Origin of the sequence: Pseudomonas sp. SCPG-7, assembly GCF_002156405.1 — a bacterium.
In the GTDB taxonomy this organism is placed as follows: domain Bacteria; phylum Pseudomonadota; class Gammaproteobacteria; order Pseudomonadales; family Pseudomonadaceae; genus Aquipseudomonas; species Aquipseudomonas parakoreensis.
Genome location: NZ_MVOO01000008.1, coordinates 1 through 24643, shown reverse-complemented (window position 1 = coordinate 24643; position 24643 = coordinate 1). Strand labels below are relative to the sequence as shown.

At 60.6% G+C, this 24643-nt stretch carries 20 protein-coding genes; 9 read left to right on the top strand and 11 right to left on the bottom strand.

Annotation, left to right across the window (positions count from 1 at the left end; genetic code table 11):
• Position 1 precedes the first annotated feature (1 nt).
• The 10 genes from B1722_RS16195 to B1722_RS16150 all read right to left on the bottom strand — a co-directional run bounded on the left by B1722_RS16195 (position 2) and on the right by B1722_RS16150 (position 12865).
• Positions 2 to 1564: a SpoVR family protein gene (locus tag B1722_RS16195; protein ID WP_041070053.1), complete on the bottom strand. Its 1563-nt coding sequence runs from the start codon at positions 1562 to 1564 to the stop codon at positions 2 to 4.
• Positions 1561 to 2832: a YeaH/YhbH family protein gene (locus B1722_RS16190; protein WP_041070055.1), complete on the bottom strand. Its 1272-nt coding sequence runs from the start codon at positions 2830 to 2832 to the stop codon at positions 1561 to 1563. The genes B1722_RS16195 and B1722_RS16190 overlap by 4 nt, the downstream gene beginning before the upstream one ends.
• A 205-nt stretch (positions 2833 to 3037) precedes the next feature.
• Positions 3038 to 4960 carry a PrkA family serine protein kinase gene (locus B1722_RS16185; protein WP_003228848.1) on the bottom strand — a complete coding sequence of 641 codons (1923 nt, stop codon included), beginning with the start codon at positions 4958 to 4960 and terminating at the stop codon, positions 3038 to 3040.
• A gap of 294 nt (positions 4961 to 5254) precedes the next feature.
• The gene (gene glpE, locus B1722_RS16180) at positions 5255 to 5584 is read right to left on the bottom strand and encodes a thiosulfate sulfurtransferase GlpE (protein WP_041070058.1); all 330 of its coding nucleotides are present in this window, start codon (positions 5582 to 5584) and stop codon (positions 5255 to 5257) included.
• Between the two features lie 33 nt (positions 5585 to 5617).
• Entirely contained in the window at positions 5618 to 6499 is an 882-nt protein-coding gene (locus B1722_RS16175; RefSeq protein WP_041070062.1) for a symmetrical bis(5'-nucleosyl)-tetraphosphatase, read from the bottom strand.
• Positions 6499 to 6879 (bottom strand): Co2+/Mg2+ efflux protein ApaG, encoded by a 381-nt coding sequence (gene apaG / locus B1722_RS16170; RefSeq protein WP_041070065.1) that lies wholly within the window; start codon positions 6877 to 6879, stop codon positions 6499 to 6501. The genes B1722_RS16175 and apaG overlap by 1 nt, the downstream gene beginning before the upstream one ends.
• Positions 6880 to 6992: 113 nt before the next feature.
• Positions 6993 to 7811, bottom strand: coding sequence for a 16S rRNA (adenine(1518)-N(6)/adenine(1519)-N(6))-dimethyltransferase RsmA (gene rsmA, locus B1722_RS16165; protein ID WP_086793429.1), 819 nt, complete (start codon positions 7809 to 7811; stop codon positions 6993 to 6995).
• Positions 7808 to 8797 (bottom strand): 4-hydroxythreonine-4-phosphate dehydrogenase PdxA, encoded by a 990-nt coding sequence (pdxA, locus tag B1722_RS16160; protein ID WP_086793427.1) that lies wholly within the window; start codon positions 8795 to 8797, stop codon positions 7808 to 7810. The genes rsmA and pdxA overlap by 4 nt, the downstream gene beginning before the upstream one ends.
• Complete coding sequence (surA, locus tag B1722_RS16155; protein WP_086793425.1) at positions 8794 to 10110, bottom strand: peptidylprolyl isomerase SurA; 1317 nt, start codon at positions 10108 to 10110, stop codon at positions 8794 to 8796. Before surA ends, pdxA begins: the two co-directional genes overlap by 4 nt.
• Positions 10091 to 12865: an LPS-assembly protein LptD gene (locus tag B1722_RS16150; RefSeq protein WP_086793423.1), complete on the bottom strand. Its 2775-nt coding sequence runs from the start codon at positions 12863 to 12865 to the stop codon at positions 10091 to 10093. The genes surA and B1722_RS16150 overlap by 20 nt, the downstream gene beginning before the upstream one ends.
• 130 nt (positions 12866 to 12995) lie before the next feature.
• On the opposite strand from B1722_RS16150, the gene B1722_RS16145 reads away from it, so the two are divergent.
• Genes B1722_RS16145 through B1722_RS16135 form a run of 3 tightly spaced genes read left to right on the top strand, consistent with a single transcriptional unit; the run spans position 12996 to position 15452 of the window.
• Positions 12996 to 14015 carry an aminoglycoside phosphotransferase family protein gene (locus B1722_RS16145; RefSeq protein WP_041070081.1) on the top strand — a complete coding sequence of 340 codons (1020 nt, stop codon included), beginning with the start codon at positions 12996 to 12998 and terminating at the stop codon, positions 14013 to 14015.
• On the top strand, positions 14012 to 14683 hold the full coding sequence (gene murU, locus B1722_RS16140; protein WP_086793421.1) for an N-acetylmuramate alpha-1-phosphate uridylyltransferase MurU: 672 nt from the start codon (positions 14012 to 14014) through the stop codon (positions 14681 to 14683). The genes B1722_RS16145 and murU overlap by 4 nt, the downstream gene beginning before the upstream one ends.
• A gap of 1 nt (position 14684) precedes the next feature.
• A complete protein-coding gene (locus B1722_RS16135; protein WP_041070087.1) occupies positions 14685 to 15452 on the top strand; it encodes a TerB family tellurite resistance protein in 768 nt (255 codons plus the stop codon).
• A 101-nt stretch (positions 15453 to 15553) separates the two neighbouring features.
• On the opposite strand, the gene B1722_RS16130 is transcribed toward B1722_RS16135, so the two are convergent.
• Positions 15554 to 16543, bottom strand: coding sequence for an alpha/beta hydrolase family protein (locus tag B1722_RS16130; protein WP_041070089.1), 990 nt, complete (start codon positions 16541 to 16543; stop codon positions 15554 to 15556).
• Between the two features lie 74 nt (positions 16544 to 16617).
• Between B1722_RS16130 and B1722_RS16125 the strand changes: the two genes are divergently transcribed.
• From B1722_RS16125 to B1722_RS16095, 6 genes are all read left to right on the top strand, one after another.
• Positions 16618 to 19014: a PAS domain S-box protein gene (locus B1722_RS16125; protein WP_086793419.1), complete on the top strand. Its 2397-nt coding sequence runs from the start codon at positions 16618 to 16620 to the stop codon at positions 19012 to 19014.
• A gap of 85 nt (positions 19015 to 19099) precedes the next feature.
• Complete coding sequence (locus B1722_RS16120; protein WP_003228820.1) at positions 19100 to 19729, top strand: response regulator transcription factor; 630 nt, start codon at positions 19100 to 19102, stop codon at positions 19727 to 19729.
• Between the two features lie 341 nt (positions 19730 to 20070).
• A complete protein-coding gene (locus B1722_RS16115) occupies positions 20071 to 21195 on the top strand; it encodes an ABC transporter ATP-binding protein (protein ID WP_086793416.1) in 1125 nt (374 codons plus the stop codon).
• A gap of 49 nt (positions 21196 to 21244) precedes the next feature.
• The gene (locus tag B1722_RS16110) at positions 21245 to 22288 is read left to right on the top strand and encodes an ABC transporter substrate-binding protein (protein WP_041070096.1); all 1044 of its coding nucleotides are present in this window, start codon (positions 21245 to 21247) and stop codon (positions 22286 to 22288) included.
• Positions 22289 to 22466: 178 nt separating this feature from the next.
• Positions 22467 to 23714, top strand: a complete 1248-nt coding sequence (locus tag B1722_RS16100; RefSeq protein ID WP_086793411.1) for an ABC transporter permease — start codon at positions 22467 to 22469, stop codon at positions 23712 to 23714.
• 12 nt (positions 23715 to 23726) lie between these two features.
• The gene (locus B1722_RS16095; protein WP_041070101.1) at positions 23727 to 24551 is read left to right on the top strand and encodes an ABC transporter permease; all 825 of its coding nucleotides are present in this window, start codon (positions 23727 to 23729) and stop codon (positions 24549 to 24551) included.
• The last annotated feature ends 92 nt before the right edge of the window (positions 24552 to 24643 follow it).

Here is a 24643-nt window from a genome sequence, read left to right as displayed (position 1 = left end):
ACTAGAGATGAATCACGGCCAGGTCGAGCCGACCGTAATCACCCTCGCTGTGTTCACTGCGGGGCGGCACGTGGTGGGTTTTCATGATCTGGTCGCCCTGCAGGGTTTCCAGATGAATGTCGAAGCCCCACAGCCGGTGCAGATGCTTGAGTACCTCATCGGTGGAGTCGCCCAGCGGTTTACGGTCGTGTTGCTGGTGACGCAAGGTCAGCGAGCGGTCGCCGCGTCGGTCGATGCTGTAGATCTGCACGTTTGGCTCACGGTTGCCGAGGTTGTACTGCGCAGCCAGGGTTTCACGGATGATCCGGTAACCGGTTTCGTCGTGGATCGCCGGCACCAGCAAATCGTCCTTCTGGTCGTCATCGAGGATGCTGAACAGCTTGAGGTCGCGGATGACCTTGGGTGACAAGTACTGCAGGATGAAGCTTTCGTCCTTGAAGCTGCTCATGGCGAACTTGATGGTCGAGAGCCAGTCGGAACCGGCAATGTCCGGGAACCAGCGCCGGTCTTCCTCGGTAGGGTTTTCGCACATACGGCGAATGTCGCGATACATCGCAAAGCCCAGTGCGTAGGGGTTGATTCCGCTGTAATACGGGCTGTCGAAACCTGGCTGGAACACCACGCTGGTGTGCGAGGTAAGGAATTCCATCATGAAGCCGTCGGTTACCAGGCCTTCGTCATACAGATCGTTCATCAGCGTGTAGTGCCAGAACGTGGCCCAGCCTTCGTTCATCACCTGCGTCTGACGCTGTGGATAAAAATACTGGGCGATCTTGCGCACGATGCGCACGATCTCCCGTTGCCACGGCTCCAGCAACGGCGCGTGCTTCTCGATGAAATACAGGATGTTTTCCTGCGGCTCGGCCGGGAAGCGGGCGTTGTCCTTGTCGCTGTATTTGTCTGCGCCTTTGGGAATGGTGCGCCACAGATCGTTGATCTGCTTCTGCAGGTGCTCTTCGCGGTCCTTCTGCCGCCGACGTTCCTCTTCAGCAGAAATCGGATAAGGACGTTTGTAGCGGTCGACGCCATAGTTCATCAGCGCATGGCAGGAGTCGAGCAGGTCCTCCACCGCATCGATACCGTGGCGCTCCTCGCACTGCATGATGTACTGCTTGGCGAACACCAGGTAATCGATGATCGAGCTGGCGTCGGTCCAGGTGCGGAACAGATAGTTGCCCTTGAAGAAGCTGTTGTGGCCATAGCACGCGTGCGCCACAACCAGGGCCTGCATGCAGATGGTGTTTTCCTCCATCAGATAGGCGATGCAAGGGTCGGAGTTGATCACGATCTCGTAAGCCAGCCCCATTTGCCCGCGGCTGTAGGATTTCTCGGTGCTGAGGAAGTGTTTGCCGTAGGACCAGTGGTGATAGCCCAGTGGCATGCCAACCGAGGCATAGGCGTCCATCATCTGCTCGGCGGTGATCACTTCGATCTGGTTGGGGTAAGTATCCAGAGCATACCGGGCCGCAATCCGGGCGATCTCGCGGTCGTAGGCCTGAATCAGCTCGAACGTCCATTCGGAGCCGGTGGAAATGGGTTGGCGCTTCTGCTCTTTGGCGGTCATGTCACTAACCTGCGCTGGAAGAGTTCACGGAAGACCGGATAAATATCCCCGGCCGAGACCAGCTGCTGCTGGGCAAACGTGTCGGAAAAGGCTTCGGCGATGCGTTCGTATTCGTACCAGAGGGCCTGGTGTTCGCGTGGGGTGATCTCCACATAAGTGTAGTACTGCACAAACGGCATGATCTGGTTGATCAGGATGTCGCGGCAGATCGGTGAGTCGTCGTTCCAGTTGTCGCCGTCGGAAGCCTGCGCGGCGTAGATGTTCCACTCGTTGCTCGGATAACGCTCGGCCATGATCTCCTGCATCAGTTTCAGGGCGCTGGAGACGATGGTGCCGCCGGTTTCCCGCGAGTAGAAGAACTCTTCCTCGTCCACTTCCCGGGCGCTGGTGTGGTGGCGGATGAACACCACGTCGATCTTGTCGTAGTTACGTTTGAGGAACAGGTACAGAAGGATGAAAAAGCGTTTGGCAATGTCCTTGGTGGCCTGGGTCATCGAACCGGATACGTCCATCAGGCAGAACATCACCGCTTTGGAGCTGGGGTTGGGCTGCTTGACCAGCAGGTTGTATTTGAGGTCGAACGTATCGAGAAACGGCACGCGGTGGATGCGCGCGCTGAGTTTTTCGATTTCTGCCTCGAGTTCCTGAATATCGCCGAAGTTGTCCGGCTCTTCGCGTTTTAATCGCGCCAGTTCCTCTTTGGCCTCGCGCAGCTTGGCGCGGCTGCTGCCGGACAGGGCAATGCGCCGGGCATGGGCCGAGCGCAGGGTGCGGATGATGTTGATCCGCGACGGGTTGCCTTCGTTGCTGATCCCGGCGCGCACGGTCTTGAACGTGTCAGTCCCGCTGAGATTGCGTTTCACCAGATTCGGCAGTTCGAGGTCTTCGAACATGAATTCGAGGAATTCTTCCTGAGTGATCTGGAAAACGAATTCGTCCATGCCCTCGCCGGAATTGCCAGCCTTGCCGGGACCGCGTCCGCCGCCCCCTCCCGGTGGTCGGGCGATGTGTTCGCCGGCAGTGAATTCCTTGTTGCCGGGGTGAACCACGGTCTGTTTGCCGCCGCGACCGTGGTGAAGCACCGGTTCGTCGATGTCGCGACCGGGAATGCTGATCTGCTCACCGTGTTCCATGTCAGTGATGGAACGCCGGCTGACCGCCTCTTCGACAGCCTTCTTGATGTGATCACGGTAACGCCGCAGGAAGCGCTGGCGGTTCACCGTGCTCTTGTTCTTGCCATTGAGACGTCGGTCGATCACATAGCTCATGACTGCTCCTTAGAAGCTGTCCTGCTAAGGCGGGAGCGGTCATGCAGCATTGAGCCGAATGCCAGGGGACGTACACGCTCCCCCAAGCGCTCTGGATGCTGCCTGTACCTCGCTACCGACTTGCGAACACCTTCCAGAGGCCTGTGTAGCAGAAAATGCAGGCACAGGCCTCGGGCTGACGACAACCGGTCTGACCGGCCGCGGTTTACTGTGACTTTCTGACCCGCAGGTACCACTCGGACAGCAGTCGTACCTGTTTGTCGGTGTAGCCGCGTTCGACCATTCGAGTAACGAAGTCGTTGTGTTTCTGTTGATCCTCTTTGCTGGCCTTGGCATTGAAGCTGATGACTGGCAGCAGGTCTTCGGTGTTGGAGAACATTTTCTTCTCGATGACCACTCGCAGTTTTTCGTAGCTGAGCCAGGTCGGGTTCTTGCCGTTGTTGTTGGCCCGGGCGCGCAATACGAAGTTGACGATCTCGTTGCGGAAATCCTTCGGATTGCTGATGCCGGCCGGTTTCTCGATTTTCTCCAGTTCTTCGTTCAAGGCGACGCGGTTGAGAATCTCGCCGGTTTCCGGATCGCGGTATTCCTGATCCTGAATCCAGAAGTCCGCATACAGCACGTAGCGGTCGAAGATGTTCTGCCCGTACTCGCTGTAAGACTCCAGGTAAGCGGTCTGGATCTCCTTGCCGATGAATTCGATATAACGCGGCGCCAGGTACTCCTTGAGGTAGCGCAGGTAGCGTTCACGGGTTTCAGCCTGGAACTGTTCCTGTTCGATCTGCTGTTCCAGCACGTACAGCAGGTGTACCGGGTTGGCGGCGATTTCATGCGGATCGAAGTTGAACACTTTGGACAGGATCTTGAAGGCAAAGCGGGTCGACAGACCGTTCATGCCTTCGTCGACGCCGGCCGAATCGCGGTATTCCTGAATCGACTTGGCCTTCGGATCGGTGTCTTTTAGGTTTTCCCCGTCGTAGACACGCATCTTCGAATAGATGTTGGAGTTTTCCGGCTCCTTGAGGCGCGACAGCACAGTGAACTGCGCCAGCATCTTCAGGGTATCGGGTGCGCAGTGGGCCTTCGCCAGCGAACTGTTGAACAGCAACTTGTCGTAGATCTTCACTTCGTCACTGACCCGCAGGCAGTACGGCACTTTGACGATATAGATCCGGTCGATGAAGGCTTCGTTGTTCTTGTTGTTGCGGAAGGTGTGCCATTCCGATTCGTTGGAGTGCGCGAGCAGGATCCCGGTGAACGGAATCGCACCGAGGCCTTCGGTACTGTTGTAGTTGCCTTCCTGGGTGGCGGTCAGCAATGGGTGCAGCACCTTGATCGGTGCCTTGAACATTTCGACGAATTCCATCAGGCCCTGGTTGGCCCGGCACAGCGCGCCGGAGTAGCTGTAGGCGTCAGCGTCGTTCTGTGGGTATTCCTCGAGTTTGCGGATGTCGACCTTGCCCACCAGTGCGGAGATGTCCTGGTTGTTCTCGTCGCCCGGTTCGGTCTTGGCCACGGCGATCTGATTGAGGATCGACGGGTACAGCTTGACCACGCGGAACTGGCTGATGTCACCGCCGAATTCAGCCAGGCGTTTGGTCGCCCACGGCGACATGATGGTGTTCAGGTAGCGCCGTGGGATGCCGAAGTCTTCCTCGAGGATCGCGCCATCTTCGGTGGCGTTGAACAGACCCAGAGGTGATTCGAATACCGGCGAGCCCTTGATCGCATAGAAGGGCACTTTTTCCATCAACTGTTTCAGCTTCTCGGCCAGGGACGATTTACCGCCACCTACGGGGCCGAGCAGGTAGAGAATCTGTTTCTTCTCTTCCAGGCCTTGGGCGGCATGGCGGAAATACGAGACGATCTGGTCGATGCATTCTTCCATCCCGTGGAAGTCTTCAAAGGCCGGATAGCGACGAATCACCTTGTTGGAGAAGATCCGCGACAGCCGCGAGTTGGTCGACGTATCGAGCAGCTCGGGTTCGCCAATAGCCATCAGTAGACGCTCGGCGGCGGAAACGTAAGCGCTGCGATCCTTTTTGCACAGCTCCAGGTACTCCTGCAGCGAGAGTTCTTCCTGGCGTGTGGACTCGAAGCGTTGTTGGAAGTGGCTAAAGATACTCATGACGTCACCTCGCTCGATACGTGGAGCCGACGCCGGATCACTCAGTCGATGCTGGCAAGCAGCCGCGGTGGCCGCTTGTTTACCCCCCAGAACACTTTCGCGGTCGACAACCTTGAAAGTCACTCCCGATGACCCGTGCGCCGGTGTACCGGCTCTCCCCTGTTTTGGATGGCCTGGGCTTAAGGATAGTTGGGAATTCGAGAGGTAAAGGCGAGATACGTAATTAGTTGTGGCAGACCGTTCGTCTGTCACGCGCAGGCCCGCGTGAGCCGGGGCCTGCGCGTGACAAAAAAATTATTCGGCGCCGCCTTGCGCGGTTTCCGCAGGATAAGTCGTACGCCACAGCTCGAAGCCGCCGTCCATGCTGTAGACGTCGGAGAAGCCCTGGCTGATCAGGTAAGCCGCAGCGTTCTGGCTGGAGTTGCCGTGATAGCAGACCACCACTAGCGGTGCGTCGAGATCGGCGTTACGGATGAATTCCGAGATCGAGTGGTTATCCAGATGGGTCGAGCCGGCGATGTGCAGCGCGGCATAGGTTTGCGGGTCGCGGATGTCGACCACCACTGCGCCTTGTTCACGCAGGGCCTGGGCCTGTTCCGGGGGGATTCGTTTGAATTCGCTCATGGCGGGTTCCTGTAGCTCGGCAGAATGCGCAGTCTAACGCGGGACGCTGACTGGCGACGTTTCGGGGATAAGTGGGGCGACGGTCGGGGCAAGTCCGCCGTGCTCATCGCATTTGCACGACACGCGCTCGCCGCTGTCGACGTTCATCAGGGTCAGGCTGCCGCCCCAGACACAACCGGTGTCCAGTGCCGAGACGCCCGGTTCACGGACATCGCCTTCCAGTGCGGCCCAGTGGCCGAAAATGATCCGCAGGCCACGGGTTTTACGCTCTTTGTGCTGGAACCACGGTTTGTAGCCCGGTGGCGCGGTGTCGAGGCCTTCCTTGCTCTTGAGGTCGAGCTTGCCGTCGGCGGTGCAGAAGCGCATGCGGGTGAAATAGTTGGTGATCACGCGCAGCCGGGTCACGCCGGTGAGATCACTGTCCCACTTCGCCGGCTCGTTGCCGTACATGCCATCGAGGTACAACGGAAACAGGTTGTCGTCACGCAGCGCGGCTTCGGCTTCGGCGGCGTACTTCAAGGCCTTGCGCAACGACCACTGCGGGGGGATGCCCGCGTGCACCATGGCGACTTCGCGCTGTTCGTCGTAGTGCATGAGTTTCTGTTGGCGCAGCCATTCGAGCAGGTCAGCCGCATCGGGGGCTTCGAGAATCTCGCGCAGGGTGTCGGATTTCTTCAGGCGCTCGATGTTGTTGGCGGCGGCGAGCAGATGCAGATCGTGGTTGCCGAGTACGCAGACCAGTGAGTCGCGCATGCCGTAGAGAAACCGCAGGGTTTCCAGCGATTGAGGGCCACGGTTGACCAGATCGCCGACCAGCCACAGCCGATCAAGCCTGGGGTCGAACGCGACTTGCTTGAGCAGGCATTTGAGCGGTGCAAGGCAGCCTTGCAGGTCGCCGACGGCGTACGTCGTCATCAGTGCAGGGCTCCAGGCACGGCGAGGCGAAAAGGCTTGATGATTGCGTCGAAATGCTTGCCATCGTCGGCGACCATTTCGTAGGTGCCCTGCATGGTGCCGACCTTGGTGGTCATCACTGTGCCGCTGCTGTAGGTGTGGCTTTTGCCGACCTCGATCAGCGGTTGCTGGCCGACAACGCCGGCGCCGCGAACCTCTTCGACATGCCCGTCACCGTCGGTGATCACCCAGTGCCGTGACATCAGGCGGGCGGGCTTTTCGCCATTGTTCTGTACGGTGATGGTGTAGGCGAAGGCGAAGCGGTCATGCTCGGGTTGCGACTGGTCTGCCAGATAATGGGTAACGACGCTGACATCGACCTGATAACGGGAATCGGACATGCAAAAGGGCCTTAACGAAGCGGAACGCGTGGCGTAGCTGATGAAGAGTCAGTCTAGGCAAGTATCGGGCAGTAAACCAGAGTGGCGTCCTGCCCGATAGCGTTCATCGCCGGTCAGTCGGCGACAGGAGTTTGCGGGGCTTGTTCGCTGAGCTTGTCGGCCAGGCGCACGAATGCGGCCAGGTCCAGTTGCTCGGGGCGCAGGCTGCCATCGACACCGGTGGCTTCGATCTCGGCAGCGGTCATCAATTGCTTGAGGGTGTTGCGCAGGGTCTTGCGACGCTGGTTGAAGGCTTCGCGAACGACGCGCTCCAGCAGGCGATGATCCTTGGCCGGGTGCGGCAGCACCGCGTGCGGCACCAGACGGACGATGGCCGAGTCGACCTTCGGCGGCGGATTGAACGCGCCCGGGCCGACGTTGAACAGGTGCTCCACGCGGCAGTGGTACTGAACCATGATCGACAGACGCCCCCAGTCGCCGCCGCCCGGGCCTGCGGCCAGACGCTCGACCACTTCCTTTTGCAGCATGAAGTGCATGTCGCGAATGATGCCGGCATTGTTCAGCAGATGGAAAATCAGCGGCGTGGAAATGTTGTAAGGCAGGTTGCCCACCACACGCAGACTGTTCGGCGCGGCGTTGAGGGTGTTGAAGTCGAACTTCAGCGCATCGCCCTGATGCAGGTTGAAGTTGCTCTTGCCGGCGAACTGCTGGTTGAGGATCGGGATCAGATCCTTGTCCAGTTCCACCACGTCGAGTTGTGCACCGGAGTTGAGGATGCCGGCGGTCAGTGCGCCCTGGCCCGGGCCGATTTCCAGCATGCGGTCGTCAGGCTTGGCGCTGATGGAGCGCAGGATGCGGTCGATGACGCCGGCATCGTGCAGGAAGTTCTGGCCAAAGCGTTTGCGCGCCTTGTGTTGGTATTGCTCGGTCATAAACGGGTCTCGGCCATCTGGTAGGCGGTTTCCAGGGCGACCTGCAGGCTGCCGGTGTCGATCTTGCCGCTGCCGGCCAGATCCAGGGCAGTGCCGTGGTCGACCGACGTGCGGATGATCGGCAGGCCGAGGGTCACGTTGACCGCCGCGCCGAAGCCTTTGTACTTCAGCACGGGCAGGCCCTGGTCGTGGTACATCGCCAGCACTGCGTCGCAGTGCTCCAGATATTTGGGGGTAAACAGAGTGTCGGCAGGCAGCGGGCCACGGAGGTCCATGCCCTCGCCGCGCAGGCGCTCCAATGTCGGTTCGATGATGTCGATTTCTTCATGGCCCAGGTGTCCGCCTTCACCGGCGTGCGGGTTGAGTCCGCAGACCAGAATGCGTGGCCGGGCGATGCCGAATTTGTCTTGCAGGTCGGCGTGCAGAATTCGCGTGACCCGCTCCAGCCGCTCCGGGGTGATTGCATCGGCAATCTCGCGCAGGGGCAGGTGAGTGGTCACCAGGGCCACGCGCAAACCGCGAGTAGCGAGCATCATCACCACTTGGTCGGTGTGGGTCAGGTCGGCCAGGAATTCCGTGTGTCCGGAGAACGGGATACCGGATTCGTTGATCACGCCCTTGTGTACCGGAGCGGTGATCATCCCGGCGAAGTCGCCGTTCAGGCAGCCGTTGCCGGCACGGGTCAGGGTTTCGAGGACGAAGGCGGCGTTAGCCTTGTTCAGTTGTCCAGCGAACACGGGAGTGCTGAGTGGAGTGTCCCAGACATACAGGCTACCAGCGGGGGCTGGAACAGCCGGCCAGTTGTCAGGCGCAACCTCAAGCAAAGTGACGGCCAGCCCCAGCTGCGCGGCCCGCTCGGTGAGCAGGTCGCGGCTGGTGATGGCAATCAGGGGATGTGGCTGGGCTTGCGAGGCGAGCAGCAGGCACAGGTCGGGACCGATGCCGGCTGGTTCGCCGGGTGTCAGCGCGAAACGCTTGGGTTTCACTGCGCTGCCTGGTCTGCACCAGGGAGTTTGATTTCTACGTAGGCTTCTTCACGAATCTGACGCAGCCAGTTTTGCAGCTCTTCATCGTATTTTTTATTACGCAGAACATTCATTGCCTGTTGCTCGCGTGCCGATTCGGTGCTGTCGGTGGCGCGGCGGCCAAGGACTTCCAGCACGTGCCAGCCGTACTGGGTCTGGAACGGCTTGGACAGCTGACCTTGTGGGGTCTTGGCCATCACTTCGCGGAATTCCGGTACCAGTGCGTTCGGGTCGATCCAGTTCAGGTCGCCGCCGTTGAGCGCCGAACCCGGGTCTTCGGAGTAGTTCTTCGCCAGTTCAGCGAAGTCTTCACCGGCGAGGATGCGCTCGTACAGCGATTGCACCAGGGCTTTGGTCTTGGCTTCGTCGCGGATCGGGCTTGGCTTGACCAGAATGTGGCGCACATGCACCTCATCACGCATCTGGGTTTCGCCACCCCGTTTGGCCAGCAGCTTGAGAATGATGAAACCACTCGGCGTGCGCGCAGGCTGAGTGATGTCGCCCACCGCCATGCTGCTCAACTCGCGGTCGAACGGCGGTGGCAGTTGCGCGGCTTTACGCCAGCCCATGTCGCCGCCTTCCAGCGCGTTGTCGCTGCCGGATTTGGCCACGGCCAGTTGACCGAAGTCAGCGCCTTGCTTGAGTTGCTGGTAAACGTCCATCGCCTGACGGTAAGCGCTCTGAATCGCTTCAGAACTGGCGCTTTCCGGCGTCGGGATCAGGATGTTGGCCAGGTGCAGCTCTTCGGACAGTTGCATCTTGCCCAGGTCGGAAGCGAGGAAGTTCTTCACTTCCTGCTCGGAGACCTGAATGCGTTCTGCCACGCGGCGCTGGCGCACTCGGCTGATGATCATCTCGCGCTTGATCTGGTCACGGGCGTCGTCATAGGACAAACCGTCGTGAGCCAGGGCGGCGCGGAATTGATCCACGGTCATGTTGTTGCGCTGGGCGATGGTGCCGACTGCCTGGTTCAGCTCTTCGTCGGTAATGCGGATCCCGGAACGCTCGCCGATCTGCAGTTGCAGGTTTTCGACGATCAGGCGCTCGAGCACCTGCTGATCCAGCACGCCCGGCGGCGGCATGCCGCCGCCGCGCTTGGCGATGGTCTGCTGAACTTCATGGACACGCTGGTCCAGCTGGCTCTGCATGACCACGTCGTTATCAACGATCGCAACCACTTTATCGATGGACTGTACTGCGGCGTTGGCCGCAGTACCCAGGAACAGCGCGCCCAGCAACAGCGGGCGCAGAGAATCAGAAAGCTTGATCTTCACGTTGACGATAACCTTGGATGCCTTTGTCGAGGAAGCTCTCTACCTTGGCGCCAGTCAGGCCGCCGAGTCCCTTCAGAACAATTTGGAGGAAGACGCCGTGGTCGCCTTTTTCGTTTTGCGGAGCTTCCTGACTGAATTCGTCGTAGGAAACCCAGTAACGGTTGATCAGGCGCAGTTTCCAGCAGCAGTTGTCGTACTCGAAACCACCGAAGGCTTCCAGTGTACGGTTGCGGTTGTAGTCGTACTGCCAGCGGCTGATCGCGCTCCACTGCGGAACGATCGGCCAGATGACCGAGAAGTCATGCTGCTGGATCTTGTAGTAGTCCTTCACGTAGCCAGGCTGACCCGGGGTGCCGTAGTCGCCGCCCCCCACCGACCATTTGCCGGTGGTCTGATCGTAACGAACCTGGTCGTTGCGATAGCGATAACCGACGTTGACCACCTTGTTCGGGTTGTCTTCAGGCTGGTAGTGGAACATCGCGCTGCCGGAACGTGGGCTGCGGCTGTCCGGGTCCCAGTTGTAATCGGCCGTGGTGCGCCAGTCGCGGTTCCAGCGGTATTCGTATTCCAGCGCGTATGGCGACACGTCGGACTGGGCATCCTTGCGATCCTTGAACACAATGCCTGGCAGTTGGACTTCACGATCCTTGAAGTAGTAAGCCTGACCGACGCTGATACGTTGACGCTCGAAACCGTCGTCTTCGATCCAGCGGCTGGTCACACCCAGCGACAGCTTGTTCTCGTCGCCGACACGGTCGGCACCGGAGAAGCGGTTGTCACGGAACAGCGACGCGTAGTTGAAGGTGTATTCGCTGGTGTCGAATACCGGAATGTCTTCCTGATCAACCTTGGGTACATAGAGGTAGAACAGGCGCGGTTCCAGGGTCTGGCGATAGTTCTTGCCGAAGTACGACGTGTTGCGGTCGAAGTACAGGCCGCTGTCGACGCTGGCGATCGGTACGCCACGGCTCTGATTACGACTATAGTTTTCGCCGGCCAGCAGGGTGTCTTTCCCACGCTGATCCAGATCAAGGTCGTACTGGGTGTACTGGTACTTGAGCGATGGCTTCAGGAAACCATAGGTCCAGTTCATCGGCAGGCTGACGCCTGGTTTCAGATTCAGACGGTCGCCATTGGCGCGCGCCAGACCCTGTACGTTGGTATCGAGGCGTGGCGATACGTTGCCGTCTTCATCCGTAAAGCTTCCTGTTTTCAGATCACGATCAAACCGCACAAGCTCGGTCTCGTAATCGAAATTCAAACCTTCCGGGTGATACGGCAGTTGACCATTGAAGGTGATCTGCGGCAGACGACCGTACGGCGTAATGTTCGAAACGGTCGCGAGTTGGTACTGCTGAGCGTTCAACATGGCGGTGTACGAGTCGCCACGGTAGGTCACCGAACCCTGCTGGTTCACATAGTCAGCGCTCTTCACACCGATCTGATCGGTGCTCAGGTCCTGGAAGTAGTACGGATCGCTGATCTTGGTGTAGTCAACCTGGGTGAACACGCGGGAGTCGAGACCGCCCTTGTGCTGCCAGTTGTACATGTAGCGATTTTTTTCGTAATCGGTCTGCTTGCTGCGATCGGTATCTTCGTCGTTCAGATACGCCGCACCGAACTGGCCTTCGCTGGACTTGGTCAGGTAACGGAACTCGCCTTCGACCAGCATGCCGCGCTTGCTCATATAGCGCGGGTACAACGTGGCATCGTAATTCGGCGCCAGGTTGAAGTAGTACGGAGTCACCAGCATGAAGCCGGTGTCGCTGCCGGTGCCGATGGTCGGCGGCAGGAAACCCGACTGACGACGGTCGTCGATCGGGAAGTAGATGTACGGCGTGTACAGGATCGGAATGTCCTTGACCCGCAGTGTCACGTTGGTCGCGGTACCGAAGCCGGTGGCCGGGTTCAGGGTGATGTTGTTGCCCTTGAGCTGCCACGCGTTGCTGTTCGGCTCACACGTGGTGTACGTGCCGTCCTTCAAGCGGATGATCGCGTTCTCGGCACGCTTGGCGTACAGCGCGTTACCGCGGATGCGCGATTTGTGCATCACGTATTCGGCGTTGTCGACCTTGGCTTCACCGGTGTCGAGCTGCACATCGGCGTGGTCGCCGACGATCAGTGCACCGTTGTCGCGAATGCGCACGTCGCCATTGAGTTCGGCACGGCTCTCGGCCTGATACAGGCTGGCCTCGTCGGACTCGACCTGCATGCTGCCCTGACGCAGGACCACGTCGCCGGCCAGCGTACCCACCTGATCTTCGGTGTTGTAGCGCGAGGCCTTGGCGCCGATAAAGGTCGGTGCGTCACTTTTATTCGTCTTGTCATTCATGCCAGGACGAATCGGTTCGATATAGGAACCAGAGCAGTAAGGACCGGTCTCGGCCAATTGGGCGGCGGTGAGCTTCTCGCGCGGAACCCAGTCGAGGTGACTGTAGTCTTCGCTACGTGATTTCAGGCCGCGGCCCTTGGCTTCGGTGACCAGCACAGGCTTGGCGCCGCTGTCGGCAGTCGAACCGTTCTGGGCCGGGGCTTCGCCGGCGGCGCTGACGGCGCTGCCGTCATGCACCGGACGCGGCGGCAATGCAGCTGCCGGCGTCTTGGGCGCACACGCCCAGCCACCCGTTGCCGAGACGGCGCAGTCATACTGCTCGGCGGCAACAACGAATTGACTGGCCAGAGGTTGCATAGCCAGCAGACTGCCGGTTACCAACAACGGAAATTTTTTACGAAACGCGGGGGATTTCAATGCCATCTTATTAGTCCGGGCTTCCTGCGTGCCATCTGCCCGCGGTGTGGGCCGCACGCCTCTCGATGGTCTGAAAAAGATGCTGGATAATAAAGCATGACCCGCTTGACGGCTAGCGCCGTCGGAGACCCTTGCAATGCCTGACCAAGATGTACGCTTGCAACACCTGAAAGTTTGGCTCGATGAGCAGTTGGCAATCCTGTTTGCAGATCAAGGCTGGGGCACCGTGCCCCCGGCCACGTTGACCGCGGCCAGCAGCGACGCGAGTTTCCGCCGGTATTTCCGTTGGGAAGGCGCGGGCCGCAGTTTCGTCGTGATGGACGCGCCACCGCCCCAGGAAAACTGCAAACCGTTCGTGGATATCGCCTTTTTGCTGGCGAAATCCGGAATTAACGTGCCGAAAATTTATGCAGAAGACCTCGAACGCGGTTTTCTTTTGCTCAATGACCTGGGCAACAAGACCTATCTCGACGTGATCGACGGCGAAAATGCCGATGCTTTGTTCAGCGATGCCTTGCAGGCACTGTTGGCTTTTCAGCAATTGCCGATGGTTGCACCGCTGCCGAGCTACGACGTCGCGCTGCTGCGCCGTGAGCTGGAACTGTTCCCCGAGTGGTACGTGAAGCGCGAACTCGGCATCGAGTTCGACGCGGCACAGCAGCAACAATGGCAGTCCGTCAGCGAGCTGCTGATCGACAGCGCACTGGCCCAGCCGAAAGTCCTGGTGCACCGCGACTACATGCCGCGCAACCTGATGCTCAGCGAGCCGAATCCCGGCGTGCTGGACTTTCAGGATGCGGTCTACGGCCCGGTCACCTACGACGTCACCTGCCTGTTCAAGGACGCCTTCCTCAGCTGGCCTGAAGAGCGCGTGCGCGGCTGGCTGGAAAGTTACTGGCAGCAAGCCTCGGCGCTGGACATTCCGGTGCACGCCGACTTCGAAGACTTCCTGCGTGCCAGCGACCTGATGGGCGTACAACGCCACCTGAAAGTCATCGGCATCTTTGCGCGCATCTGCCATCGCGATGGCAAACCGCGCTACCTGGCCGACGTGCCGCGTTTCTTCGCCTATATAGAAGCGGTGATTGTGCGTCGTCCTGAACTGGCGGATCTGCAGGCATTGCTCGCCAGTCTGCGTGGCGGAGTGGCCGCATGAAGGCGATGATTCTGGCGGCAGGCAAGGGCGAGCGCATGCGCCCGCTGACCCTGAGCACCCCGAAACCGCTGGTGCGTGCCGGCGGCGTGCCATTGATCGAATACCATCTGCGCGCACTGGCGGCGGCTGGTTTCAGTGAAATCGTGATCAACCATGCCTGGCTCGGTCAGCAGATCGAGGATTACCTGGGCGACGGTTCGCAGTTTGGCGTGAGCATCCAGTACTCGCCGGAAGGTGAGCCGCTGGAAACCGGCGGCGGCATTTTCCGTGCTTTGCCGTTGCTCGGTGACGACGCCTTTTTGGTGGTCAACGGCGATATCTGGACCGACTATGACTTCAGCGTACTGCACCAACCGATCAGCGGTCTGGCGCATCTGGTGCTGGCGGACAACCCGGCCCACCACCCGCAAGGCGATTTCACCTTGACCAACGGTCAGGTGATCGATGGCCAACCGGACGCGGCAACCCTGACCTACAGCGGCATCGCCGTCCTGCATCCGCAGTTGTTCGATGGCTGCACGCAAGGAGCCTTCAAGCTTGCACCGTTGCTGCGCAAAGCCATGGCAGACGGGCAGGTCAGCGGTGAACGTCTGAAAGGCCATTGGGTGGATGTCGGCACGCATGAGCGTCTGGCCGAAGCCGAAGCATTGATAGAAGCGAGTCGTTGATATGTTGTGGCCAGGGACTCTGATTGGAGCCGGAGCGGGTTTTGCGATCGCCAGCATTCCGGGGGCCATGCTTGGGGCATTGTTGGGACAGGCGCTGGATCGGCGCCTGCACCTGCAAAGCTGGGGGCACTTGCGGGAAAAACTCGGCGGACGGCCGATGTTGCGCAACGACGAATTGTTGTTCGTGTTGCTCGGGCGTCTGGCCAAGAGTGACGGGCGAGTGACGGACGGCCATATCCAGCAGGCGCGCAATGAAATGAACGCGCTGGAAATGAGCGAGCCGGCGCGGCGGCGGGCGATTGCTGCGTTCAATCGTGGCAAGTCCGGCGGCGACCGCCTGCGCGGTTATCTGCGGCGCCTGAGTGCTCAGCCGCATGCCGCCGAAGGTGTGTTGCGCGCCTGCTGGCGGATGGTCTGGGCCGACGGTCGTGCGGGCGTCAGTGAGCGCGAATTATTGGCGCAGTGGGGCAAGTGGCTGGGCTGGACGACGCACCAGATCCAGGCGCTGGCCAATGATTACGAGCCGAATAAACGGCCGATTGTCAGTGCGGCGGTGAGTTATCAGGAAGCGATGCGCCTGCTCGGCGTGTCGGCGACCAGCGAGCCGGCACAGATCAAACGCGCCTACCGACGGCTGCTCAGTCGTCATCACCCGGACAAGATCGCCGGCAGCGGAGCGACGCCTGAGCAGGTGCGCGAGGCGACCGAGAAAACCCGTGAGCTGCACAACGCATTTACCCTGATTCGGGCGCGGCGGGATTTTCGCTAGCGATCAAAAGAGCAAAAGATCGCAGCCTGCGGCAGCTCCTACAGGAAAGGCATTCCGAGGTAGGAGCTGCCGCAGGCTGCGATCTTTTGCTTTTGTTTCTATCAGTCAGTCTTCTGCGGATTCAACCAGCCACGCACCCGCCGAAACAGCTGTTCCTGCTCAGCCTTTTTATCCGGCAACGCCTTGAGCGCCACCTGGCTGAACGCCGAAGTCTTCAGGCGCTTGCTGGCCTGCATGCGCTCCAGTGCCGCGTTGCGATCCAGCGCCTTGTCCATGTAGAAAATATCCGCCGTCGGCAACTTCAGGGTCGGCGTCAGCTCGGCCAATTGTGGCTTGGCCTTGCTCGGCGTTTGCGCATCGACCATCAGCAGTTTCTCGACTTGAGCAGTCTGCCGCTCGCTGAGGAAGCGTGCGGCCCAGTAGGCACCTGTGCCGTGACCGAGGACCACGACCCGGCGTGCGCTTTGTTGCTCGGCGTAGGCAATGGCCGCGTCGATCCGCGCAAAGATTCGCTCGGCATCGGCCTTGGATTGTTCTTCAGTCGTTTCGGCCACGACCTGATCCGCCACGTCCGCTTCGCCGCCCGCGGCCTGTTCGATCGGTTGCGCGGTGGTGGCATCCTTGCTGCCACTTTCCGCGGCTTTCGGCGCGGCGGCGGGCGCAATCACGCGTGGGGCGATGACATCGCTTTGCAGATCCGGCAGGGTGATACTCAGGCTGCTCCACTCGACGTCAGGCAATTTGTTGCGCAGCGGGCCGATCACTTGCGGCCAGTCAGCGGTTTCGCCGGCGCCAGGGACAATAATCACTGCACCTTTGGGTTCGGCAGTGTTGGCCGGTTTCCACAGGGCGAGGAAAGTGTCGGCGCCGGCCTGCAGTTGCTGTTGTTCTTGTGCCGGGACTTTGCGTTCGAGTGCTGCGGCTTCTTCCTGACTACGCTCAAGCAGTGGCTGGCGTTCGGCGGGTTTTTCGGCGGCCGGTTGCTCGACGGAGGAGGCGGGCGCCGGATCGGCGGCTTCGACGGAAAACGCACAAGGCAGGATCAGCGACAGGCACAATGCTGGCATTGCCAGGCGATAGACAGAGGGCATCGGTTATTCCAGGCCAGAAAAGTATCCCGGCAGCCTAATGGGTTGGTCAGAATTTGTCAGTGTACGAGACTTCAATGATGCGTTTTTGCTGCCTGTGGGTTATCGGCGGGTTGTGTTTTCCCTTGATGGGCTGGGCGGCGTCTGCGCCGGCGGCGCATGCAGCGCTGTTGACGCCCGCCGAGCAGCAATGGCTGGCGCAGCACCGTGAGTTGCGTGTGGGCCTGGTGCTGCAGGCGCCGTACGCGCAATACGACCGACGTCTGCAGCGCTTGTCCGGGGCCAATGTCGAATTGATGAAGTCACTGGCCAAGACCTTGAACGTCGAGTTGAGCTGGCGCAATTTTCAGGATCTGGCGCAACTGGAGGAGGCCGCCCGCGACGGCGAAATCGACATCGCCCCGGGCCTGACCCAGACCCCGGGTGCACTGCGTCTGTGGCAGTTTTCCGATCCCTACATGCGGGTGCCGCAACTGGTGGTCAGCGACCAGAAGAGCGGCGGCGTGGTCGAGCTGGAAAAACTCGACAGCCTGTCGCGCGTCGCCGTGCGCATGCCCAGCGTGACGGCAGACTATTTGCGCAGCACCTATCCCCATCTGAATCTGCAAGGCGTGCCGCTGGAGCGTCAGGCGCTACAACTGCTGTTGACCCAGCAGGCGTCCTACGCCGTGGTGGATGAAGCGCAACTCGGACGGTTGTCTGCCGAACCTGAGTTCGCCGGGTTGGTGGTGGTCGGCGATATCGGCTTGCCGCAGCTGTTGCGGATTGCCACACGGCGCGACTGGCCGGCGTTGGCCGGCATTGTTGAAAGTGCTCTGCGGGCGATTCCTGCGAAGGATCTGGAACGCCTGCACACGCAATGGCTGCAACCCAAATACCCGCGTCTGTCGGAGTCGCCGGGGTTCTGGCAGAACCTCAGTTTGCTGTTTGCGGTGTTGTTGCTCAGTTGTGTGGCCATTGTGGTCTGGCAACGACGCCAGCAACACAGTCTCGAACACCGCCTGCTGGCCGCCCGGGAAGACATCGCCCTGCGCGCGGCCAGCGAAGAAGCCTTGCGCCTGACCCAGTTTTCCATCGATCAAAGTACTGTCGGCATTCTTTGGGTCAACTGGGACAGCCATGTGCGTTACGCCAACCGCGCGGCGGAAAGCATGCTCGGTTATCCACAGGGCGCGTTGATCGAACGGCCGCTGATCGATTTCGAACCCGGTCTGCACATGGACCGCTGGCTCAACCTGTGGAAACGCGCGCGGGCCAGTGAAGAAGGACCGCTGAGCTTTGAAACCAGCTGCGTGCGCGCTGATGGCAGCGTCCTGCCGGCGGACGTTTCGCTGAGTTTTCTGCGCTTTCGCGACAGCGAGTATCTGGTGGTTTATCTCACCGACGTCACCGAGCGTCGCCGCGCGCTGGCCGCGTTACAGGAAAGTGAAGCGCGCCTGCAAGGCATCGCCGCCAACGTACCGGGGCTGGTGTTTCGCCTGGAGCGGGCGCCAGTGACCGGGCAGATCGATTTCGCCTACATCAGCGAGGGCAGCGAGAGTCTGGTCGGCTACGCGCCGGCCGCCATTGCGCACCGTGATATGGGCTTGCGCAGCCTGGTGCACCCGGACGACAAGGCCAGTTACCACCAGACCCAGGACCAGGCACTGGACACCGACAGTGACTGGTCGTGGCAGGGCCGCATCCTCACCCGTCAGGGTGAACAGCGCTGGGCCGAGATCAAGGCAATCACCCGCCAGCTGGAGGATGGCGCCTATGTCTGGGATGGCATCGTCTGGGACATCAGCGAAAGCAAGCGCATCGAACTGGAACTGGCGGCGTCCCGCGAGCAGCTGCGCGAGCTGTCGGCGCACCTGGAAAGCGTGCGTGAAGAAGAGAAGGCTCGCATCGCCCGCGAAGTGCACGATGAGCTGGGGCAGATGCTCACGGTGCTGAAACTGGAAACCTCGATGTGCGAGCTGGCCTACGCGCAACTCGATCCGGGCCTGCACGAACGGTTGAACAGCATGAAACGCCTGATCGCCCAGTTGTTCCAGCTGGTGCGCGATGTGGCGACGGCGCTGCGCCCGCCGATCCTCGATGCCGGGATCGCTTCGGCGATCGAGTGGCAGGCGCGGCGATTCGAGGCGCGCACGCAGATTCCATGTCTGGTGCAGGTACCGGACAATCTGCCGGTGCTCAGCGACGCCAAGGCGATCGGGCTGTTCCGCATCCTGCAGGAGGCGCTGACCAATGTGATGCGCCACGCCCAAGCGCATACTGTGGAGCTGACGCTGGCGCTGAAAGGCGACGAGTTGTGTCTGACGGTCAGCGACGATGGCGCAGGCTTTGTCGCGACGGCGCAGCGGCCGACATCCTTTGGCCTGGTCGGCATGCGCGAGCGGGTGTTGATCATGGGCGGGCGGCTGGTGCTTGAGAGTGAGCCGGGTGAGGGCACCAGTCTGAAGGTGTGGGTGCCGGTGAGTGAGGTTTGAAGGTTTGTGGTGCTTGAGCTGACGCTATCGCGAGCAGGCTCGCTCCCACAGGGTTTGGTGTGTACCTGAAATCTGGAGAGAAAATTTGATCCGTGTACTGGTAGCCGAAGACCACACCATCGTCCGGGAAGGCATCAAGCAATTGATCGGCCTGGCCAAGGACCTACAAGTGGTGGGGGAGGCGAGCAATGGCGAGCAGCTCCTCGAAACCCTGCGCAGTGTGCCGTGCGAGGTGGTGCTGCTGGACATCTCTATGCCTGGCGTCAACGGCCTGGAGGCGATCCCGCGGATTCGCGCGTTGAACAATCCACCGGCGATTCTGGTGCTGTCGATGCACGATGAAGCGCAAATGGCCGCCCGCGCGCTGAAGGTCGGCGCTGCTGGCTATGCGACCAAAGACAGTGATCCGGCGTTGCTGCTGACGGCGATTCGCAAGGTCGCGGCGGGTGGGCGCTACATTGACCCGGAGCTGGCCGACCGGATGGTCTTCGAGGTCGGCCTGACCGACACGCGACCGTTGCATTCGCTGCTGTCCGAGCGCGAATTCTCGGTGTTCGAACGCCTGGCCCAGGGCGCCAACGTCAATGACATCGCCCAGCAACTGGCGCTGAGCAGCAAGACCATCAGCACCCACAAGGCGCGGCTGATGCAGAAGCTCAACATCACCTCGCTGGCCGAACTGGTCAAATACGCGATGGAGCACAAACTCCTTTAGCAACACTGTAGAAACTTGTGGGAGCTGGCTTGCCAGCGATGACGGACTGTCTGCTAATTCAATGCCGACTGACCCACCGCTACCGCTGGCAAGCCAGCTCCCACAGGTTCAGTGTCAGCATGCCCATTAGCGACAGCCTGTAAATCCGCTAAAGCCTTTACTTGCAGCTTGCAGCCCATCGCTTGCCGCTGTGCTTGCCAAAACGCGCCATCCTTGTAGGGCAATCCCTACCCCCAACCTTCCATCCGGCTGAGGCGATTCTCTCCTGCGCCCCGATTTGCGTGGCTGGCGCCAACCACTAGGCTTAATCCACAGCAGTTACCAATAACAAAGGTGTGGGTATGAGCCAGGTCGATTCAAACGCAGGGGCCAGTGACGTGCTGGTCAGCTTTCGTGGAGTGCAGAAGAGCTACGACGGCGAGAACCTGATCGTCAAAGACCTCAACCTGGACATTCGCAAAGGCGAGTTCCTGACCCTGCTCGGGCCGTCCGGCTCGGGCAAGACCACCAGCCTGATGATGCTCGCCGGGTTCGAAACGCCGACCGCTGGCGAAATCCTCCTGGCCGGCCGTGCCATCAACAACGTGCCGCCGCACAAGCGCGACATCGGCATGGTGTTCCAGAACTACGCGCTGTTCCCGCACATGACTGTGGCCGAGAACCTGGCCTTCCCGCTGACCGTGCGCGGCTTGAACAAGAGCGACGTCAGCGACAAGGTCAAGAAAGTCCTGAGCATGGTCCAGCTCGACGCGTTCGCCTCACGTTATCCGGCGCAACTCTCCGGCGGTCAGCAGCAGCGTGTAGCGCTGGCGCGGGCGCTGGTGTTCGAACCGCAACTGGTGCTGATGGACGAACCGCTGGGCGCGCTCGACAAGCAATTGCGCGAACACATGCAGATGGAGATCAAGCACCTGCACCAGCGCCTCGGCGTGACCGTGGTCTACGTGACCCACGACCAGGGTGAAGCGCTGACCATGTCCGACCGCGTCGCCGTGTTCCATCAGGGCGAAATCCAGCAGATCGCGCCGCCGCGCACCCTCTACGAAGAACCGAAAAACACCTTCGTCGCCAACTTCATCGGCGAGAACAACCGCCTCAACGGCCGCCTGCTCAGCCAGAGCGGCGAGCGTTGCGTGGTCGAGCTGGGTCGGGGTGAGAAGGTCGAGGCGCTGGCGGTCAACGTCGGCCAGACCGGCGAACCGGTGACCCTGTCGATCCGCCCGGAGCGCGTCAGCCTCAATGGCTCGAGCGACCAATGCGTCAACCGCTTCTCAGGGAGGGTGGCGGAATTCATCTATCTGGGCGACCACGTCCGGGTGCGCCTGGAAGTCTGCTGCAAGACCGACTTCTTCGTGAAACAGCCGATTGCCGAGCTCGATCCCGCGCTCGCGGTCGGGGACGTGGTACCGCTTGGCTGGCAGGTCGAGCACGTTCGCGCGCTCGATCCACTTCTAGAGGCGCACTAAAACGCCCCCGCAATACCAACACCAACCCTGCACGTGGAGAGAACAATAAATGTTGAGATCCCTGAAGTTCACCGCCCTGACCCTGGGCCTGATGGGTGCGGCCAGCGCGATGGCCGCCGGTCCCGATTTGACTGTGGTGTCGTTTGGCGGGGCGAACAAGGCGGCGCAAGTCAAAGCCTTCTACGCACCGTGGGAAGCAGCGGGTAACGGCAAGATCGTTGCCGGCGAGTACAACGGCGAAATGGCCAAGGTCAAAGCCATGGTCGATACCAAGAGTGTGTCGTGGGATCTGGTGGAAGTTGAATCGCCGGAGCTGTCCCGTGGTTGCGACGAAGACATGTTCGAACAACTCGACCCGGCGCTGTTCGGCAAGACCGAAGACTACGTCAAAGGCGCGATTCAGCCTTGCGGCGTGGGCTTCTTCGTCTGGTCGACCGTGCTCGCGTACAACGCTGACAAGCTGAAAACCGCGCCAACCAGCTGGGCCGATTTCTGGGACACCAAGAAATTCCCGGGCAAACGCGGCCTGCGCAAAGGCGCCAAGTACACCCTGGAATTCGCGCTGATGGCCGACGGTGTGGCGCCGAAAGACGTCTACAAAGAACTGGCGAGCAAGGGTGGTCAGGATCGTGCGTTCAAGAAACTGGATGAGCTGAAACCGAACATTCAGTGGTGGGAAGCCGGCGCCCAGCCACCGCAGTACCTCGCTTCCGGTGACGTGGTGATGAGCTCGGCCTACAACGGTCGCATCGCCGCCGTGCAGAAAGAATCCAACCTGAAAGTGGTGTGGAACGGCGGCATCTACGACTTCGACGCCTGGGCGATCCCGAAAGGTCTGGACAAGACCCGCGCCGATGCAGCGAAGAAATTCATCGCCTATTCGGTCCAGCCGCAACAGCAGAAGACCTACTCGGAAAACATCGCTTACGGCCCGGCCAACACTCAGGCAGTCCCACTGCTGAGCAAGGACGTGCTGAAAGACATGCCGACCACTCCGGAAAACATCGCCAACCAGGTGCAGATCGACGTCAGCTTCTGGGCTGACAACGGCGAGCAACTGGAGCAGCGCTTCAATTCCTGGGCTGCGAAGTAACCAAAACTCCAACTTCGGGAGCGAACTGTTGTGGCGAGGGAGCTTGCTCCCGCTGGGTTGCGAAGCAGCCCCAAAATACTTGTGAGTGCTGCGCACTCAAGCGGGAGCAAGCTCCCTCGCCACACGGCCAATTTCCACAAGTTGCATGAATTAGAAAGATCGATTTGCGGAGTACGTCATGGCCATCGCCGTTCCCCTGAACGAGGGCGCCAGCCCCACCTTGAAGCAGAAGCTCAAGCACGCCGAGCGGGTCAACCGCTGGAAGGCCCAGGCGTTGATTGCGCCGCTGGTGCTGTTTCTGTTGCTGGTGTTCCTGGTGCCGATCGTGGCGCTGCTCTATAAAAGCGTCGGTAACCCGGAAGTGGTCGGCGGCATGCCGCGCACCGTGGCGGCCATCGCCAGTTGGGACGGCCGCGGCCTGCCTGCTGAGCCAGTGTACAAAGCGGCTGGCGAAGACCTCGCCGAAGCCCGCAAGAACCAGACGCTGGGCGATCTGTCCAAGCGCTTGAACATGGAGTTGGCCGGCTATCGCAGCCTGCTGACCAAAACCGCCCGGGCGCTGCCTTTCGCCAGCGAACCGGTCTCCTATAAAGAAGCCCTCGAAGCGCTCGACGAGCGCTGGGGCGATCCGGCCTATTGGCAAGCGGTCAAACGCAACACCAGCAGCATCACCCCGTATTACCTGCTGGCGGCGGTCGATCACCGTATCGATGATCTCGGCGAACTGGCCCCGGCCACCCCGGATCAGGCGATCTACCTCGACATCTTCGCCCGCACCTTCTGGATGGGCCTGATCATCACCGTGATCTGCCTGTTCCTCGCTTATCCACTGGCTTACCTGCTGGCCAACTTGCCATCGCGGCAGAGCAACCTGCTGATGATTCTGGTGTTGCTGCCGTTCTGGACCTCGATTCTGGTGCGGGTTGCGGCGTGGATCGTGTTGCTGCAGTCGGGCGGGCTGATCAACAGCGCGCTGATGGCGATGGGCATCATCGATAAACCGCTGGAGCTGGTGTTCAACCGCACCGGGGTCTACATCTCGATGGTGCACATTCTGCTGCCGTTCATGATCCTGCCGATCTACAGCGTGATGAAAGGCATCTCGCCGACCTACATGCGCGCCGCCATATCGTTGGGCTGCCATCCGTTCGCCAGTTTCTGGCGGGTGTATTTCCCGCAGACCTACGCCGGTGTCGGCGCCGGTTGCCTGTTGGTGTTCATCCTCGCCATCGGCTACTACATCACCCCGGCGCTGCTCGGTAGTCCGAACGATCAGATGGTCAGCTACTTCGTAGCGTTTTACACCAACACCAGCATCAACTGGGGCATGGCCACTGCGCTGGGCGGCTTGTTGCTGCTGGCGACCGTGGTGCTTTATCTGATCTACAGCTGGCTGGTGGGCGCCAGTCGCCTGCGCCTGAGCTAAGGGGAATTTGAAATGCTGAGTCCTTATATGTCGCCCATTGAACGGGTGTGGTTCTACAGCTTGCGGATCCTCTGCGGCCTGATCCTGCTGTTCCTGATTCTGCCGGTGCTGGTCATCGTGCCGCTGTCGTTCAACTCGGGCAGTTTCCTGGTGTATCCGCTGCAAGGTTTCTCGCTGCACTGGTATCAGGACTTCTTCGCCTCGGCGGAATGGATGCGTTCGTTGAAGAACAGCATCATCGTCGCTCCCGCGGCCACGGTGCTGGCGATGGTCTTCGGAACCCTGGCCGCGATCGGCCTGACCCGCGGCGATTTCCCCGGCAAGGCGCTGGTGATGGCGCTGGTGATTTCGCCGATGGTGGTGCCGGTGGTGATCATTGGTGTGGCGAGTTACCTGTTCTTCGCGCCGCTGGGGCTGGGTAACAGCTTCTTCTCGCTGATCGTGGTGCACGCGGTGCTCGGCGTGCCGTTCGTGATCATTACCGTGTCGGCGACGTTGCAGGGTTTCAACCACAATCTGGTGCGGGCGGCGGCCAGCCTTGGCGCATCGCCGCTGACCACCTTCCGCCGGGTGACTCTGCCGTTGATCGCACCGGGGGTGATTTCCGGGGCGCTGTTCGCTTTCGCCACGTCGTTCGATGAAGTGGTGGTGACGCTGTTCCTCGCCGGCCCCGAGCAAGCGACGCTGCCTCGGCAGATGTTCAGCGGCATTCGCGAGAACCTCAGTCCGACGATTGCGGCGGCGGCAACCTTGCTGATCGCCTTCTCCGTCATCCTGTTGCTGACCCTTGAATGGTTGCGTGGCCGTAGCGAGAAACTGCGTACCGCCCAGGTCTGACGCTGATCCCCTGTAGGAGCTGCCGAAGGCTCGGGCCGCGATCGGACGTGAAGGGATCAACCACATAGGTAACAGAAGAGTTCAGACACATA